Annotated in this window: 7 protein-coding genes; 3 read left to right on the forward strand and 4 right to left on the reverse strand. The window is 64.0% G+C overall.

Annotation, left to right across the window (positions count from 1 at the left end; translation table 11 throughout):
- Positions 1 to 16: 16 nt before the first annotated feature.
- Positions 17 to 1672: an ABC transporter substrate-binding protein gene (locus IVB46_RS43455; RefSeq protein ID WP_247346048.1), complete on the reverse strand. Its 1656-nt coding sequence runs from the start codon at positions 1670 to 1672 to the stop codon at positions 17 to 19.
- Between the two features lie 200 nt (positions 1673 to 1872).
- Here IVB46_RS43455 and IVB46_RS43460 point away from each other — a divergent pair, with 200 nt between their 5' ends.
- Positions 1873 to 3468, forward strand: coding sequence for an ABC transporter substrate-binding protein (locus tag IVB46_RS43460; RefSeq protein ID WP_247316255.1), 1596 nt, complete (start codon positions 1873 to 1875; stop codon positions 3466 to 3468).
- A 345-nt stretch (positions 3469 to 3813) separates the two neighbouring features.
- Here IVB46_RS43460 and IVB46_RS43465 read toward each other — a convergent pair whose 3' ends face one another.
- Together IVB46_RS43465 and IVB46_RS43470 are read right to left on the reverse strand one after the other, a co-directional pair.
- On the reverse strand, positions 3814 to 6045 hold the full coding sequence (locus IVB46_RS43465) for an adenylate/guanylate cyclase domain-containing protein (protein WP_247316256.1): 2232 nt from the start codon (positions 6043 to 6045) through the stop codon (positions 3814 to 3816).
- A gap of 147 nt (positions 6046 to 6192) precedes the next feature.
- Positions 6193 to 12948, reverse strand: a complete 6756-nt coding sequence (locus IVB46_RS43470) for a FecR domain-containing protein (protein ID WP_247316257.1) — start codon at positions 12946 to 12948, stop codon at positions 6193 to 6195.
- Between the two features lie 678 nt (positions 12949 to 13626).
- Between IVB46_RS43470 and IVB46_RS43475 the strand changes: the two genes are divergently transcribed.
- The gene (locus IVB46_RS43475; RefSeq protein ID WP_247316258.1) at positions 13627 to 14358 is read left to right on the forward strand and encodes a transglutaminase-like cysteine peptidase; all 732 of its coding nucleotides are present in this window, start codon (positions 13627 to 13629) and stop codon (positions 14356 to 14358) included.
- Positions 14359 to 14487: 129 nt separating this feature from the next.
- Here IVB46_RS43475 and IVB46_RS43480 read toward each other — a convergent pair whose 3' ends face one another.
- Positions 14488 to 15411 carry an AraC family transcriptional regulator gene (locus IVB46_RS43480; RefSeq protein WP_247316260.1) on the reverse strand — a complete coding sequence of 308 codons (924 nt, stop codon included), beginning with the start codon at positions 15409 to 15411 and terminating at the stop codon, positions 14488 to 14490.
- A gap of 519 nt (positions 15412 to 15930) precedes the next feature.
- On the opposite strand from IVB46_RS43480, the gene IVB46_RS43485 reads away from it, so the two are divergent.
- A complete protein-coding gene (locus IVB46_RS43485; protein WP_247316262.1) occupies positions 15931 to 17055 on the forward strand; it encodes a lysozyme inhibitor LprI family protein in 1125 nt (374 codons plus the stop codon).
- Positions 17056 to 17087: the final 32 nt, after the last annotated feature.

Raw genomic sequence — 17087 nt, forward strand, 5'->3', positions numbered from 1 at the left:
GAGCGTGTGGCGCGAACTACTGCATCGACACCAGAGAGAAGTCGATGAACCAGCTCTTCGGCTGCACAACGCCTGTCACCTTCGGGCTGATGGCGCGGGGGCCGACGTCGTGGGCGACGTAGAGGAAGGCGGCATCGTCGACGGAGGCCGCGTGCAGCTCGGCGAGCGCAGCGTCGCGCGCGGCGGGGTCGAACGTCTGCCGTGCCTTCTTCACCAGCTCGTCGAACTTGGGCTCGTGGATGAAGCCCCAATTGTTCGAGACCGGCGGAGCCATGCCCGATTGCAGGAAGCGCACCAGCGCGAAGAACGGGTCCATCGCCGCATAGGTGACGTTGGTCGCGTTCGAGCCGTTGGCGCTGGGGTCCTTGGCGCCGCGGCGCCAGTTCGTGAACAGCGTGTTCCACTCGATGACGTCGAGCTTCACATCGAAATAGCACTCGGCGAGCGCCTGCTGGAGATACTCGTTCATCGGCAGCGGCTGCATCTGGCCGGAGCCCGACGCCGAGGTCTGGATCTTCACCGTCAGCTTCTTGGCTGGACCGAAGCCAGCCTCCTGCATCAGCTTTTGCGCAGCCGCCTTGTCATACTTGATCTCGAAGCTCGGCTTACCGCGCCAGGGATGGCCGGGCTCGAAGGTGCCGGTCGCCGGCACCATCAGGCCCGCGAGCAGGCCGTCCTTGAGACCCTCGCGATCGACGCAGAGATTTGCCGCCTTGCGGACGCGGATGTCGTTCCAGGGCGAGCCTTCGACGCGCGAGAACTGCCACGGCCAGACATGCGGCTGCTCGTTGGCGTAGAGCTTGAAGCCGCGCTGCTTGAGCTCGGGCAACGCGTCGGGCGCCGGCGCCTCGACCCAATCGACCTGCCCCGAGAGCAGCGCCGCGGTGCGCGCGTTTGCTTCCGGCATCGGCAGGAGCACCATCTTGTCGACCTTGGGCACGCGCTCCTTGTCCCAATAGGCCGCATTCTTCACCAGCTCGAGCCGCTCGCGTGGCGTGAAGCTCGCCATCTTCCACGGGCCGGTGCCCGCGGCGTCCTTGGCGAACGCAGTCCACGCAGCCTGCGACTTCGCCTTGGCGTCGGCGCCTTCCGCCTTGTCGTAGAAATGCTGCCACTTCGCCGGGCTCGCCATGAACAGGTTGGTGAGGTTGATCGGCAGGAAGCTGTCGGGCTCCTTGGTGGTGAGCTCGACCGTCATGTCGTCGATCTTCTTCGCGGAGGCCAGCGTCGGCATGCGTGACGCGGTGACGCCGACCTGGCTGGCGTCGAACTGCGGCGCGTCCTGCTTCAGCACCTTCTCGACGTTCCACACCACGGCATCGGCGTTGAACGGCGAGCCGTCATGGAAGGTGACGCCGGGGCGCAGCTTGAAGATCCACTTGGTCTTGTCGGCATCGTCGACCTTCCACTCGGTCGCAAGGCCCGGGATTACCACGCTCGCCTTGTCGGCCGAGGACAGGTCCCACCCCGTGAGCGCGTCGTACATGGTGAGGCCGGTGAAGCGGTTGCCTTCAAAACCCTGATCGGGCTGGCCCAATGTGCGCGGAATATCGGCAGCGGTCATGCCGATGCGCAGCACGGTTTCGGCGCTTGCCACGCTCGGCCACGCGGCCGCAGTCGTCAGAGCCAGCGCAGCAATCAGCGCCGCGCGGGTGGTTGTCTTCATAAGCATCGTCTCAGTCCTCTTCCGGCTTTCAATGATTAATTTTGATGCAAACGTATGCAATGGCTATGCCAATGGGGAAACTTTTTCTGCAAATTGCCCCTGCGACGACAAGTCTGTGTGATCACGTGTCGGCAAAGGCACCGTCCTGCCTATTCTGGCATCAAGATTGCAGGTTTGGCCCTGAAATCTCCTGGGAGCCTTGGGCCATGCGTATCCGACTATCGACCTGCCTCGCCGTGCTTGCGCTGGCGTTATCCGCGATCACGGCACGTGCCGAAACGGTGGTGCGCTACGGCATCTCGATGGCGGACATCCCGCTGACGACGGGCCAGCCCGATCGCGGCGCCGGCGCCTATCAGTTCACGGCGTACACCATCTACGATCCGCTGGTCGCCTGGGAGATGGACGTCGCCGACCGCCCCGGCAAGCTGGTGCCCGGGCTCGCCACCGAATGGAAGGTGGATGATGCCGACAAGACCAAATGGCGGTTTGCTTTGCGCAAGGGCGTGAAGTTTCACGACGGCAGCGAGTTCAACGCCGATGCGGTGATCTGGAATCTGGACAAGGTGCTCAACGACAAGGCGCCGCAATTCGACAAGCGTCAGAGCGCCCAGGTGAAGACCCGCCTGCCTTCGGTCGCGAGCTACGCCAAGATCGACGATTTCACGGTGGAAATCACGACCAAGACGGTCGATTCCTTCTTTCCCTATCAGATGCTGTGGTTCCTGGTCTCGAGCCCGGCGCAGTACGAGAAGCTCGGCAAGGATTGGGACAAGTTCGCGAGCCAGCCCTCCGGCACCGGTCCGTTCAAATTGACCAAGCTCGTGCCGCGCGAGCTTGCCGAGCTCACGAAGAATCCGGACTACTGGAACAAGAAGCGCATTCCAAAGGCCGACAAGATCGCGCTGGTGCCGATGCCGGAAGCGCTGACGCGCACCAATGCGCTGCTCGCAGGGCAAGTGGACCTGATCGAGACGCCGGCGCCGGACGCCGTGCCGCAGCTGAAAGCCGCCGGCATGAAGATCGTCGACAACGTCACGCCACATGTCTGGAACTATCACCTCAGCGTGCTCCCGGGTTCGCCCTGGACCGACATCCGCTTGCGCAAGGCGCTGAACCTCGCGATCAATCGTGACGAAGTTGTTGGCCTGATGAATGGCCTCGCAAAGCCGGCCAAGGGCCAGGTCGACCCGTCGAGCCCATGGTTCGGCAAACCGAGCTTTGAGCTGAAATATGATCTGGCTGCGGCCAAGAAACTGGTCGAAGAGGCAGGCTACTCCAAGGCGAAGCCGCTGAAGGCCACCTTCATCATCGCCCAGGGCGGCACCGGCCAGATGCTGTCGCTGCCGATGAACGAATTCCTGCAGCAGAGCTTCAAGGAGATCGGCATCGACATCGACTTCAAGGTGGTCGAGCTCGAGACATTATATACGCATTGGCGCAAGGGCGCGGCCGACGAGATGAACGCCGGCATCACCGCCAACAACATCGCCTATGTCACCTCCGACCCGCTCTACGCCATCGTCCGCTTCTTCGCCTCCGACCAGATCGCGCCGGTCGGCGTCAACTGGGGCGGCTACAAGAACCCTGAGGTCGATGCGCTGATCAACAAGGCCAAGCAGACGTTCGATACCGCCAAGCAGGACGATCTGATCGCGCAGGCGCACGCGCTGATCGTCGACGATGCCGTGCTGGTCTGGGTCGTCCACGACACCAACCCGCATGCGCTGTCGCCGAAGATCAAGCAATTCGTGCAGGCGCAGCACTGGTTCCAGGATCTGACGACGATCGGAACGGAGTGAGGGGTGGCAAACGCAGATGCCGTAGGGTGGGCAAAGCGGAAGCGTGCCCACTCCTTCTACACGCGGAGTAAGATGGTGGGCACGGCGCTTGCGCGCCTTTGCCCACCCTACGGGAGTTGATGTTTGGCGCAGGTAGCGTGGCGCCAAGCTACCGCGCCAAACACCGCTGTCGTCCCGGGGCGCGACGTAGTCGCGAGCCCGGGACCCATAACCACAGGGAGTGGTTTGGCGAAGACTCGGAGTTGCCGGCTCGCGCGATAAACATCTCCCTGGGGGTATGGGTCCCTGCGTGCGCAGGGACGACAGTGAGTGTGCAGCACCAGCGATGCCCACACACTCACTCCGCTACTTCGTCAGCAGCGCATACGCCCCGGTCCATCCCTCCGCCGGCGGATTGATCTGGAATTCCTTGATCCGCGCCTCGTAGAGCTTGAACAGCTTTTCCAGCGTGTCGGCATCCTCGCTGTGGCGGCCGCGCTCGATCGCATCCAGCGCGCCCTGCCAGTCGCGGCCGCGGTAGCAGCCGAGCATCTCGATGGTGACGTTGCGCAGGCGCTGGAAGGCGCCCGAATGCATCACGTCCTCGCGGCCGGCGATGGCGTAGATCACCTCAGGCTCGGTCTTGCCCTTGACCATGATGAAGTCGAGCTCGAGGATCGCGAACTTGTCCTTGGCGGCGAGCGCGGTCCTGGAGCCGACGATGATCGGGAAACCGTATTCCTTCGATTGTCCCTCCAGGCGCGAGGCGAGATTCACGCTGTCGCCGAGCACCGAATAGTTCTTCTTCAGGTCGGAGCCCATGTTGCCGACGACGCCGATGCCGGTGTTGAGGCCGATGCCGACATTGAGCGGGATGTAGACGTGACCGCCGTCGGCGGCCTCCTGCTCGCGCTCCTTGTTGACCGCGTCGATCTGCTCCAGCATCTGGATCGCGGCCTCGCAGGCGTTGACCTCGTGCTCGGCATCGTCGAGCGGCGCGTTCCAGAACGCCATGATGGCGTCGCCCATGTACTTGTCGATGTAGCCTTTCTGATCGATGATGACGTCGGTCAGCGGCGTCAGGAAGCGGTTCATCAGCGCGATCAAGCCTTGCGGATCTTGCTTGTAGCTCTCCGAGATCGTGGTGAAGCCGCGCACATCGGAAAACATGATCGTCATCTCGCGCTCCTCGCCGCCGAGCACCAGCTTTTCGGGCGACTGCGCGAGCTGCTCGACCAGGACGGGCGACATGTATTGCGCGAACATGCCGCGGATCTGCACGCGCTGACGCTGCTCGCGCACGAAGCTGGCGAAGATCAGTGTCAGATAGATCGCGGTGGTCGAGAGCAGCGGATAGGTGAAGTCGATGAGGTAGCGGTTCTGCGCATAGAAGAACCAGGACACACCGACCAGGATGGCGGCGAACATCGCGCCCGCGAGCCCGAGGCGCACCGGTCCGAGATTCGGCGTGAAGATGATGACGAGCAGGCCGATCACGAGCGCGGCGATCAGCTCGACGCCGAGCGCATAGTTCGGCTGCGAGATCACCGCGCCGCTGAGCACGCTCTCCAGCACCTGGGCATGGATCTCGACACCCGGCATGGTCGATGACACCGGCGTGGTCTTGATGTCGTTCAGCCCGACCGCCGAGGTGCCGACCAGCACCAGCTTGCCAGCGATCTTGTTCGGCGGCGCGGTGTTGTCGAGCACGTCGGCCGCCGAGATGTAGATCGAGGGATCCTGGCGGGCGTAGTGCACCCAGAGCTGGCCGTTCTTGTCGGTCGGAATCTCCACGCCCTTGAGGCGCACGGCCCTGATGCCGGTCTTGTCGGTCCGGACCAGCAGCGTCGGCGTTCCCGTGACGACGCGTAAAATCTCGAGGCTGAGCGAGGGCATGATGTTGCCCTGGGCGCGCATGATCAACGGCACGCGGCGGATCAGGCCGTCGCGCTCGGTCTTGATCGAGAACAGGCCGCGGCCGGCCGCGACCTTCTCGATGACGGACACGTTACGCAACAGGCCGGGGAATTCGAACAGGAAACGTTCGGCATCCGCTTCGCCGACCGTCGCGACGCCGGTGAAGGGCAACGACTTGTCGATCTCGGACGAGATCGCCGGCTGCCCGGTTTCGCCCAGCACCACGTGCGAGCGCTTGATCGCGTCGGCGAGGATCTGGTCGTTGGTCGGGAGCTCGCGCAGCCTGGCGCGGGTGGCGTCGTCGAGATCGCGCATCTGGCTCGCGACCAGATCCGGGTTGAGCCGGTCGGCTTCGGAGAACACCATGTCGAAGCCGATCGTCACCGCGCCGTTACCGGTGAGGTTCTGGATCAGGTCCGCGATCCGCGTGCGCGGCCATGGCCACTGGCCGAGCTTGGCGAGGCTCTTGTCGTCGATGTCGACGATGGTGACCGGCCGCGCCGCCTTGTGGCGCGGATCGATCAACTGAAACATGTCGAAGGTGCGCAGCCGCAATTCCTGGATCGGCGGCGGATCCCACAGCCGCGCGCCGGCGAACAAGACCAGCAGCGCAAGGCACATCAGCCGCGCGAAGCCGAGCTTCCGCGCAAACCACCGCCGCAGGATCTTGAGACGTTTCATTTTAGTCGGGCTTCCTGACCTGCATCGCGCCGGGCGCACCGATCATGGAGCGTCCGCGGGCGATTGGCTATTCCCCGGCGGTCGAGGATTAAGGATTTTTTGCCGCGGTCAAGCTGCGAGCCGGCCGCCAGGAGGCCCGGGCGGCGATCAGGTGATGTGGAAGATGAAATCGCTGGCCTTCAGATTTGCCGCGATCACGTTCTTCAGCAGGATCGTCTCGTGGTTGTCCAGCGTGATCTGGGCGCCGCCCGATTGCGGAGCGATATTGACGTCGTCCAGCGAGCTGATGCTGCCGAACTGCCGCAGGTCGATCTTGTCGAGGCCGACCTCGAAATCGTCGACGCTGTGCTGGACCGTGGACTGCGACGACGTCGGCGCGAACACGAACTGGTCCTTGGCGCCGCCGCCGATAAGCGTGTCGCTCGACTCGGTGGCGAAGATCACGTCCTTGCCGTCGGTGCCCTCCAGGCGGATGCCCTGGCTGTTGGCGCCCTCGACGAAGATGAAGTTCACGGTGTCGGAATGGCCGGTCGAGTCGGCAACGGTCACCGTGATCTTGTCCGTTGCGGGCGGCTGCGGATACTGCTCGGTGCTGGCGCCTGTCGGGTCGTAGGTGATGCCGGCACCTTCTGCGAGGCCGGTGTTGATCTGCTCGAGCGAGCCCGTCGTCGGATATGCACTGACGCTGCTGGTATCCGGATGCGAGGTCGACACCGTGACGGTGAAAATGTCCGTCGCCGCGCCAGAATCGGTATCGGTGACCACCAGATCGGTGATGATATCGTTGCTGTTCTCGCGGATGTGCTCGACGTGGAAGCTCTCGGTATTGATGACTGGGCCGATGGCAGGCGTCACGCTCGTGCCGATGGTGGTGATGTCGTGCGAGATCGACGCGGTGCCGCCGGTGCCCGTCGCCGTGAGATCGATCGTCGCCGTCGAGCCAGCGGTGGTGATGGCGCCTGTATAGGTGTCGTCGAGAGCGTGGACGCCCAGCGCGCCAGGCTCGCCGCTGAATCCGTCGGCAGGCACAAACCGGATCAGCGTAGCGGAGCTCAGCACGAGCGCATTCGCATCACCGACCGAGTCGACATCGACCCAGCAGCCGCCAACCTTGTACTGCCAGACGCCCTGGTCGGCGGTCGCGGCGTCCGACGTCACCGCGATGGCCTTGAAGGTCGCGCCAGTGTCGACATCATGGAACTTGTTCGTGAAGAGATCGCGGATCTTGCTGCCAGCCGGATCGCTGTCGTTGCCGGCGACGGCGGCCAGCGTCGCGCTGTCGAGCGTCGGCGCGTCGTTCTTGCCGGTGATCGTGATGGTGACGTCGGTCGTGGTGGTCTCGCCCCGGCCATCATCGAGCGTGATGGTGGACACGACCTTCGCCGTCTGGTCCTGGCCGAGGAAATCGAGCGCGTTGTCGGCGATCGAATAGTGCCAGGTGACGGTACCGTTGTTCTTGCCGGTCAGCTGATACGTCAGCGCGTTCTTCAACGCGGCGGTCTCGTCGGGCGTGAGCGACGCGGTGAGGTCGGTGGCGCCGTCGAGCCAGGTCACGTCCTGGTCGACCTTCGTCACCGTCGGCCGGTCGGTCAGGTCGATGTCCTTGAAGTCGATCGAGCCGGTCGCGGCCGGCGACGGGTCGATCGTCGAGGACGAGCCGATGGTATCAGGTTGCTCGGAGAAGCTTGCGGTCAGCTGCGCCACATCCGTGGTGGTGAATGTCGGCGCATCGTCGTCCGCATGGATCGTGATCAGCGTGTGGCCGCCCTCATCGCTACCCGCGAAGTGCGCGTCGCGATAGTCTCCGATCAGGGTCAGGCTGATGCTCTTGCCATCGTCGCCGGTGACCGTCAGCACGCCGCCGCTCGCGGGGTGGTCGGCATCGGGGACATAGACCGCGCTGGTGCCGAGGCCCCACTTGATCATCGTCAGGTCGATCTTGTCGTTCGCGGACAGCTCCGCGATCGAGCCGCCGAAATCCTTCGTATCGATCTCCAGCTCGGCGCCGTCACCGGCAAGCGTGATCGTTTGCGATACCGCACCCCTGACCTCGAGCGTCGCGCCGGCATCGACGACGACCGCGCCCGTGGCCGAGCCCGACAGCGAGCCAAACAGCGTCAGCGTCCCGGTGTGAACCTCGATCGAGCCGGTGCCGGTGTTGGTGATGTCGCCCGTGATCGACGCAGTGCCCCAGCTGTCGATGTCGCCATAATTTTCGATGGTCAGATCGGCCCCGGAAATGGAGGCCCCGTGCAGATCGATGTCGCCGTGGTTGACGATCGAGGACGCATCGCCGAACACGCCGCTGCCGGCGACCGTCCAGGTGCCGCCTGCGTTGTTATTGAACGTGGCGGTGGCGACCGAGATGTTGCCGTTGATGTGGCCTGCGTTGTTGATCGTGATCTCGCCGCCAGTCTCGACGATCGCATAGGTCGATGAGGTCACGCTGCCGGCATCGGCTGGCCCGATGGTGCCGGAATTGTCGATCGTCGCCGTGCCGGTGCCGTTCTCCTGGATCGAGATCGCAGCAAAACCATCGGCGCCGACCACGGAGCCGGTGTTGGTGATGTGCGTCGAGCCGGTCGCGCCCGCATCGTCCTGGTCGATATTGATGCCGGACGAGGTCGTGCCGGAGATGTGCCCGTTGTTGGTGACGGTGACTGCGCCGCTGCCATGGGAGACGATGTCGAGACCGACCGCGCCGGAAACGCCGCCGCCGATCGTCGCCGTGATATCGCCTGCACCGTTCGCACCGTCATGCAGCACGATGCCGTTGCCGGTCTGGCCGGTGATGTCGCCTGATGTCGTCAGCGAGATGTCGCCGATGCCGTTCTGGGTGACGACAATGCCGTTGGTCGCGCCGGTCAGCGTACCGCTCGGGGTCAGTACGATGTTGCCGCGATTGCCGATCGTCCCACCCGAAGCGGTGAAGTCGAGCGCGTCGCCCTTGCCCGACTTGATGTCGGCACCGCCGGTGACCGTGAAAGTACCGCCGGTCGTCGCCTGACCGGCGATAGTGCCGGTAAAGGCATGGCTCGTCTTGTCGATCTCGAGCGTATTGGTGCCGCCGGCGAAGGTGACGGTCTGCGCGTCCGCACCACCGAGCTCCAGCGTCGTGTTATCGTCGATGATCAGCGTGCCCGCGCCGGTGATGCCGCCGGACAGGTTGAGCGTGCCGCTCTGGACTTCGATGGTCCCGGTGTTGGTGACGCCACCCGTGATCGTATTGAGGCCGGCGACGCTGTAGAGATTGCCGGCGTTGGTCAGGCTGCCGCCGTTGATCGAGACGTCGGTCAGATAGAGCTTTGACGCGCCGTCGACCGAGATGATGCCGCCGGCGTTGGCGATGGTGGCGGTCGTGAGCTTCAGCGTGCCGCCGGTCACTGCCTCGATCAGACCGTGATTGGTGATGGCGTGAAGGATGCCGGGATCGATCGTCAGCGTGCCGCTGGTGACCGAGATCGTGCCGGTGTTGCCGACGTCGGCGTTGTCGATGGCGCTCGCGCCGGTCGATTCCAGCGTGCCGGCGATGGTGAGCGTGCCGCCGGCCAGGCTCGCACCGTTCAACGTCAGCGTCTTGCTCGCATCGACATTGAAAGTGCCGTGATTGACGATCGCGGTGCCCACAACGGTCGCGTTGTCCAGCGTCAGCGTGACGCCGCTCTCGACCGTCACCGCGCTGACGCTGAGCGTGGCGGCGCTGTCGATCTTGCTGGCACCGGTGACGTCGATCGTGCCGGCGCCCTTGATGGCGCCGCCGCTGATCGTGGCATTGTCCAGCGTCAGGACCGCATTGCCGTCGACGATGACGTCGCCGCTCGAATTGTCGACGGTCGAGCCCTGCTCGATCGCGAGCGCGCCGTTGGCGAGCACTTCGATGATGCCGGCATTGGTGACGGTCTCACCGCTGAGCGCATTGCGCGCACCGCTCGCCTTGAAGACGGCATTGTTTTTCAGAATGCCGTCGCTCAGGACGGCATCGCCGGTCAGATCGATCTCACCGTTGTTGGTAATCGTGCCTGCGCCGCGAATGCCGACGTTGAGGACGGGGCCTCCCTCGTCATCACCGCCGCCGGTGTCGATCACCGCACCAGCTCCGCCGATGGTCGCATTGTTGACGATCAGCTTGCCGCTGGCATCGACCGTGATCTGACCGTCATTGATAACGCTGGAGCCCTGATGGATCGTCAGCCAGCCATTGGCCAGCACCTCGATCACACCGGCCGCGGTGTTGGACACGGTCTCGTGGGCGAACTCGACCGTGCCCTTGACGTTGACGGTGCCGGAATTGTTCAGAGTGCCGTTCTCGATCAGGCTGATGCCATCGAGCTCCAGCGTGCCCAAAATGCCGACGGTGCCACCATCGACCGTCGCGGTATCGACGATCAGCGTCGAGCCGGCATCGGCCCTCAGCAAGCCGCCGGCATTGTGGATCGTGGCGAGCGTCTTCAGCGTGCCGCCGGACAGCTCGATCGTCCCGGAATTGGTGATCTTGGTGCCGCTGGCGAAATCGCCGCCGCCCGCGAGCGTCAGATAGCCGGCATTGGTGAGCACGCTCGTGCCCAGAATCTCGGCCTTGCCGCCGACCGACATCGTTCCGGTCGCGGCGGTCGTGAGGATCGAATCGGCGCCCATGTTGAGCGCGCCTGATATCGTCAGCGAGCTCTGGACGATCACCTTCGGCGGCGGGCCACCGAAATCGTTCATCGTCAGCGACTTGGCGTAGGCCGCAGTGTCGATCGTCACCGGATAGGACGGCGTCAGGCCGTGCAGCTGATCGGTGATGACGATGACATCGTCATTGATAGTCGGGACCGTGCCGGTTGCCCAGTTCGCCGCGTCCTTCCAGAAGCCGCCGGAGGGAGCGCCGGCCTTGTCGGTCGCGATCCACACCACCGCGGGCGCGTCGGTGCCGGTGATCGTGACGGTGATGGTCTGCTTCGAGGTCGCGCCTTGCGAATCCGTCAGCGTCACGGTGTAGACCAGCGTCAGCACCTCACCCTTCGGGATGAAGTCGGCGAGATAGACCGGCAGATCGGCCAGCGACCAGTTGATGGTGCCGGTGCCGTCTCCGGTGCTGTCGGCGCCCGCCGCGATCGCGACCGACATCGCGCTCTGGAACGCCGCGAGCGGGCCCGGCGGAACGGTGCCATCAGGCAGGGTCGCGCTGGTCAGCGCCACCGACACCGTATGCTTGTCGGTGAGATCGACGTCGTCGAAGTTCAGCGTCCCCGTCGTCGGCACATCGCTGGTGAGCGGGCCACCCGGCACGCTGGTGCCGCCTTCAAAGATGATGACCGGAACGCTGGTGGTGATCACCGGCTTGTCGTTGGTGCCGGTGATCGTGATCGTGATCGGGATGACGGTGGTCTCGGGGCTGACCGAGAAATTGTTGTCGACGCGGACCATGTAGGTCAGCGTCAGCGTTTCGCCGGCCGCGAGGAAGTCGAAGACATGGTCGGGGATCGTGTAGGTCCAGACCGCCGAGCCGTTGTTGTCGTTGGCGCCGTCGGCGACGACGCTGATCTGGATCTGCGTCGCCGCGATGTCCTGCTTCTGAAGTGCAGAGAGCGTGCCGGTGACATCCTGGCCGGCGCTCTTGTAGACGTAGTTCGGCGCATCGGCGAGGTTCACGCTCACCGTGGGCCTGTCGCCCAGGTTCTGGTCGATGAAGGTGATGCGGCCGGAGATCGTGTCGGAATGCGTGGTGTCGCCGGTCGTGTCCGCGCGCTCGGTCAGCACAAACGCCGTCTTCACGTTGCCGTTGAGATCGAGGCTCTGAGACAGAGGCTTGCCGGGGTAACGGTTGAAAGGCGTCGTGTGATCGCTGGGCCCCTGCGGTCCCTGCTGACCAAGGTTGGTGAAGAGCGCGGTCGCGATGTAGTTGGCCGGCGTCTTGATCACCAGGCCGTCGCTGGTCTGCGTGATCGTGTCGGTGAAGTTCGTGGTCAGCTTGGTGTTGGTGTTGTTGTCGGTGAACTTCAGCGTGAACACGTCTGTGATCAGCCTCTGGACGTCCGGCGACAGCAGCCCGTTGGTGATCGAGACGTTGCCGCCGCTGATCTGGATCATCTGGCCGGCCTGGTTGACCGTCGCGATCGGCAGCAGCGTGACCTTGTCGAACAGGATGTAGGAGCCCGTCGTGCCGTTCGGCTCGACCAGCACCTGGAAGCTCGCCTGCGGCTGCGGATCGCCGCCGCCGGCAGGAACGACGAAGTTGATCTGGGTCAGCACCGCCGTGCCGCGGATGCCCATGGTGGCGACCGGCGTGTCGATCTTCATGTCGCCGTGCTTGGCGGTCTCGCCCGCGACGAAGGTGATGGTGCCCGCAACCAGGCTCAGCAGCGAGGAATTGCTCGACCCGTTGGGGTCGTAGACCATCTCGTTCAGCACCATCCGCGCATTGGAGGACAGACCGAACACGGTGCCGTCGATGAAGGTGATGCCGAGCGTCGAATCCGCGCCGGTCGAGACCACATCGCCCTTCTCGACGTTATCGCCGTTGTTCAGCGTGACCGAGACGCCGTTGCGAACCGCGGTCGCGCTGCCGGAGAGTTTTGTGACGTGGCCGATGACCTGCGCGGCGGCGATGCCGGGCGCGGCCTGCGCAACCTGCACATGGCCCGTGAGCGCGTTGACGACGTCGCCGGTGAGATGGGCGCCATCGGGCGAGGCGATCGCTGCGCGCTTGTCGCCCTTGAAATAATCGTGAACGACGAACTCATGCCCCTCGTGGGACAGCACGAGGTCGAGACCTGCGCGCTTGAACTCGCCATTGAAGATCAGGTTAGCATCGGGAACAACGAACGTGCCGTCGGGCACGTGACCGTGCGCCGTCGCGACAAAAGGCTTGGCGATAAAAGTCTTGGCCGTAAAGGAATCGATATGAACGTCCGCGGCCAAGCGGGAACCCTCGCCATCAAGGGGAATCGTGGCGTCAAATTTGCCAGCGTAATTCAACCGGGGGGCACCGCAAAAAAGAGTTAAAATCTAAGTAAGTAACGACCGCCTAAGCTTGAATAGCATTACCAAGTCCTTAGCGAAACCATCTATTGCTTGTGTGATTCCCATCACTTGGCTGGAGGAGTCCCCAATAGCGGCGCCTTCACAGAGAAGCCGAAGTAATTCTTCAAATATTCCGAGGTCGGTTTTCGGCTTATTTTCACGCATTCCCAGTCATCCAAAGTAATCAGTCGCCCATATCGAACGACGGATACTTGCGTCATCTTTTGTTCGTAGTTCCCCGCAGCATCCTGCGGCAAATACGGGTCAAAATCTGTGACCCAACTAACAGAACCCGTGAAATAGCGGGCTGTTAGCCATAAGCGGTAGAATCAGCCCTCCCGCAACTTCTCCCTGCAATTGGTTCCATTTCGCGGCGACGGGCCCCTCCTAGCCGGCGAATCGTAAAATTTTACGCAATTTGGGCACGCCCGTTTCAGCCTGTCCCACGGTTTTGGGACCCCTGCCGGGCGCATTAAGCAGAACAAAACGGCCCGTCTCGCACTATCTCCGCGAAAGCAACAAAGCCCGGCACGTACAGGTCGAGGGGGACCTGGCGAAGCCGGAAGGGGATGTCAGATGGAGACCGCTGCTCGCTCGTGCGCCTGGCGCGCTGTCCTTGTGCTGTGCGGATTGATCCTGCTCGGATCGGCCGCCGAGCTCCGCGCCGGCACGCTGCTGTCGCCTGGGGCCGGCGTCCTCGTGCGCAAATCCGCCGAGCCGTTCGGCGTGTTTGCCTTCGCCATCTCGTCCGGCAGCCTCCAGCAGAAATGGTTCGCGCTGAAGCAGAAGCTCGACGACGACATGGTGCAGCTCGCGCTGTGCGACGGCGACCGGGACAATTGCGCGTCGCCGGCGGCGCTCAAACTGATCGCCATCGTCGACCAGGCCCGCGGCCGCGACGGCCGCGCGAAGCTGGGCGAGACCAATCGCGCCATCAATCTTGCCATCCGCGCCGCCAATGACGGCGCCGACGACGTCTGGAGCTCGCCGCTCGCGACCTTCGCGCGGGGCGCCGGCGATTGCGAAGACTATGCCATCGCCAAGCTGGCCGCGCTGCGGCTCGCCGGCGTTGCCAATGAGGACCTCCGCATCGTCGTCGTGCGCGACGTCAGGGCCGGCGAAGAGCATGCGGTTGCCGCCGCAAAGCTCGACGGCCACTGGCTGATGCTCGACAACCGCCGCATGGCGATGGTTGAGGACGACGCGGCCCAGACCTACCAGCCGCTGTTCGTGCTCTACCAGTCCGCCGTGATGAAATATGTCGACGAACCCGTGCGGTTGTCGATGGCCGCGCCCGAGGCGCACTGATTTTCTTGTAGCCCGGATGGAGCCAACGGGTCGGCGCAAAGCGCCGCCCGATGAGAGGCTCGCGCAATCCGGGACTCCAGGACGCGGACTCATTAGCGCGCAGCTGCATCGCGTCGGCGAAGAAGATGTTCACCGCGTGCGTCGCCGCCAACCGCTCGGGGTCTCGCCGGTCAGCTTCCTGAATGCCGCAGCGAAGGCGGTCTGCGAGGAATAACCAAGCGCGGCTGCGATCGACACGATCGAGTCGTCGGTGTCGCGCAGCATGTTCATGGCCTGCTCGAGCTGGTGCTGGCGTAGCCAGGCATACGGCGACAGCCCGGTGCTTCCCTTGAAGGCGCGGCAGAAATGGAAGCGCGAAAGGCCGGCATCGGATGCCAGCGCCGCGAGCGAGACGTCCGCATTGCTGTCCGAACGCAAGCGTTCGATGGCGCGACACAGCACCTTGGGCGACAACCCGCCGGTGACCGGCTGGACCGTTACAGGCGAACCTGCGTGGGCAACCAGCAGGCGCGTCGCCAGAAGATCAGTCATCTGATGCCTGAACAGGGCATCCAAGGCCGCGCTGCCTTCCAGCACATCCGCAGCACTCAGGAGCAATCGGGATGTAACGGGGTCGGGATGGACCGTTCGCTCCACGAGATCACCAGGAGCGGCCACGTCGGCTTCGTGGGCAACGCGCTGGAGCGTTGCGTGCGGCAGGTAGAGCTGAACGACATTCAGAGGCTGGTAAATGTCCCATCGTGAGCTCGAACCGGCCGGAATGACTGTCACGGTCCCGGGACGCGTCATTCCATTCACAAATGCTTTCCCGTTACGGCGCTCGAACCGCACCGACCCGGCGGTGAACGTCATGATGACGTGATCGTCCATGGGCTTGACGACGTCGTGCAGCGGATCATGCTTCCAAAATGTGATCGCGCCGCAGGACGATGATGCCATTTGAACGGGCTTCGTCTTGAGTACGCGCGTCATTTCCGCATCGGGACACTCGCCGATCGGCAACTGGGAAGTGTCGGATTTCTGCGAAATATCTCGCAAGCGAGGTTTGCTCATGGACCTGTTCTCGCCGTTGAGAGGGTCTGGTTTGAGCGTTCGAGGCGTTCTCAGGAGACGTACGGATCTGGGGTCTCTTCCCAAAGTGACCCTGCTGCAAGTTTAGACGAAACGCGCGTTCAGATCGACCTGTATTCTCGGATAGTGCGGGACCATGGTGCCCGCAGGGCAAGGGCTCGCAGGTTCCGCGGCAGCTCGGCCAATGACCAGCTGGTTCATGTTCTTCCGCTTTTGGCCCGAAGGCGAAGTCCGCGATGTCCGCGATGTCCGCGATGTCCGCCCGCGCCGCTGTTGGGGGAGAAGCAGACATCAGGTGGCCGACTCGCAGCAACCGACTGAGTACGCACCCTAACCACTAGCACCGCTCCCGGATTGCGCGGAGCCTGTCATCGGGCGGCGCTTTGCGCCGACCCATTGGCTCCATCCGGGCTACGGGTCTCACGTAAACCGTCACGCCACAAAGCCGTTTCGCCGCGCGATCCGGGGCGCTAGCATGGCGCCTTTGCGGGGGCGACTGGAATGCGGTTCATCGTGCTGTCTGTGCTTGCGCTGCTGGTATTGCCGGCGGCACCAGGCTCCGCGCAATCGGACCCGTCCGACCGCTCCATCGCCGAGAGGCTGCCGCTGTTTGCCCGAAACAACTGCCAGCAGATCCGCGATCCCGGCAATCAATTGATCTGCGGTGACGCAGAGCTGGCCGCCGCCGCCGAGAAGCTCGGCACGGCGATCGAGGCGCGGCTCGCCCGCCTGCCCGATCGCCTGCCCGCGATCGAGGAAAATGCGATCTGGATCCGACAGCGCAACCTCGGCTGCGGCATCGTTGGCCAGACCGCGATCCGCGCCGACGATTTCGACCGCGTGAAGGCGTGCCTTCTCAAGGTCACCGAAGAGCGCGCCGCAATCGTGCGTGATCCCGATTTCGACTGTCTCGCGGCCAACACGGCCGCGGGCGCGCTGATCTGCGCGGACCCGTCGCTGGCGCTCACCGAAACCGAGCTCAACAGCCAGGTGCTGGGCCTGATCGGCAGGCTGGACCCGACCGCGGCCCGCTTTGCCTTCGCCGAATACGGCCGATGGACGAGGGAGCGCGATCGCAAGTGCAATCTCGTCGGCAAGGAGAACGTGCCGCTTGCCGAGCTTTCGTCCGCGGAAGATTGTCTCGCCGAGCATCTGAAGCGCAAGACCGAGGAGATCGCCGCCGCCAAGGGCGATCCGAAGAAAGTGTTCGGCCGGCAGGTCGCGGCCCGCTCGCCCGACACCGATGCCGTCGATTTCTGCGCCGCGCGGATTCACGCCGCCAATTCGTGCGGCAATTTCCTCCGCATCAACCGCGTCTACGCGCTCGACAGCCAGGTGACCGACCAGGAGGCGCAGGTCACGGGCGAGATCGAGATGGTCGTGCTGGCGCCCTTCACCATGTGCAGCAAGGTCGCTTCCACCTGCACCGGCACCTGCTGGGACCCCAGGACGGGCCGTCCGCAGCCCGGCATCGGCAGCAAGGAGCGATCCGGCGAGGCCTTCAACGTCACGCGCCGCCTGAGAATCCAGCGGACCTTCGCCTTCGTGAAAGCCGCCGACGGCTGGCGCTGCCGGGAGGACGAACTGGCGCCGGTGAATTCGGGCACTGCGGGCGGGGGATCGTAGGACCCCTCCCCTCGTGTCGCTCTTTCTTCCTT

The organism is Bradyrhizobium sp. 61 (assembly GCF_023073075.1).
GTDB lineage: Bacteria > Pseudomonadota > Alphaproteobacteria > Rhizobiales > Xanthobacteraceae > Bradyrhizobium > Bradyrhizobium barranii.

What these genes read in the sequence shown, in the direction of transcription:
- IVB46_RS43485 (WP_247316262.1), top strand. Translation starts at nt 15,931, where the DNA reads ATGCGGTTCATCGTGCTGTCTGTGCTTGCGCTGCTGGTATTGCCGGCG.
- IVB46_RS43480 (WP_247316260.1), bottom strand. Translation starts at nt 15,411, where the DNA reads ATGAGCAAACCTCGCTTGCGAGATATTTCGCAGAAATCCGACACTTCC.
- IVB46_RS43465 (WP_247316256.1), bottom strand. Translation starts at nt 6,045, where the DNA reads ATGAAACGTCTCAAGATCCTGCGGCGGTGGTTTGCGCGGAAGCTCGGC.
- IVB46_RS43475 (WP_247316258.1), top strand. Translation starts at nt 13,627, where the DNA reads ATGGAGACCGCTGCTCGCTCGTGCGCCTGGCGCGCTGTCCTTGTGCTG.
- IVB46_RS43460 (WP_247316255.1), top strand. Translation starts at nt 1,873, where the DNA reads ATGCGTATCCGACTATCGACCTGCCTCGCCGTGCTTGCGCTGGCGTTA.
- IVB46_RS43455 (WP_247346048.1), bottom strand. Translation starts at nt 1,672, where the DNA reads ATGCTTATGAAGACAACCACCCGCGCGGCGCTGATTGCTGCGCTGGCT.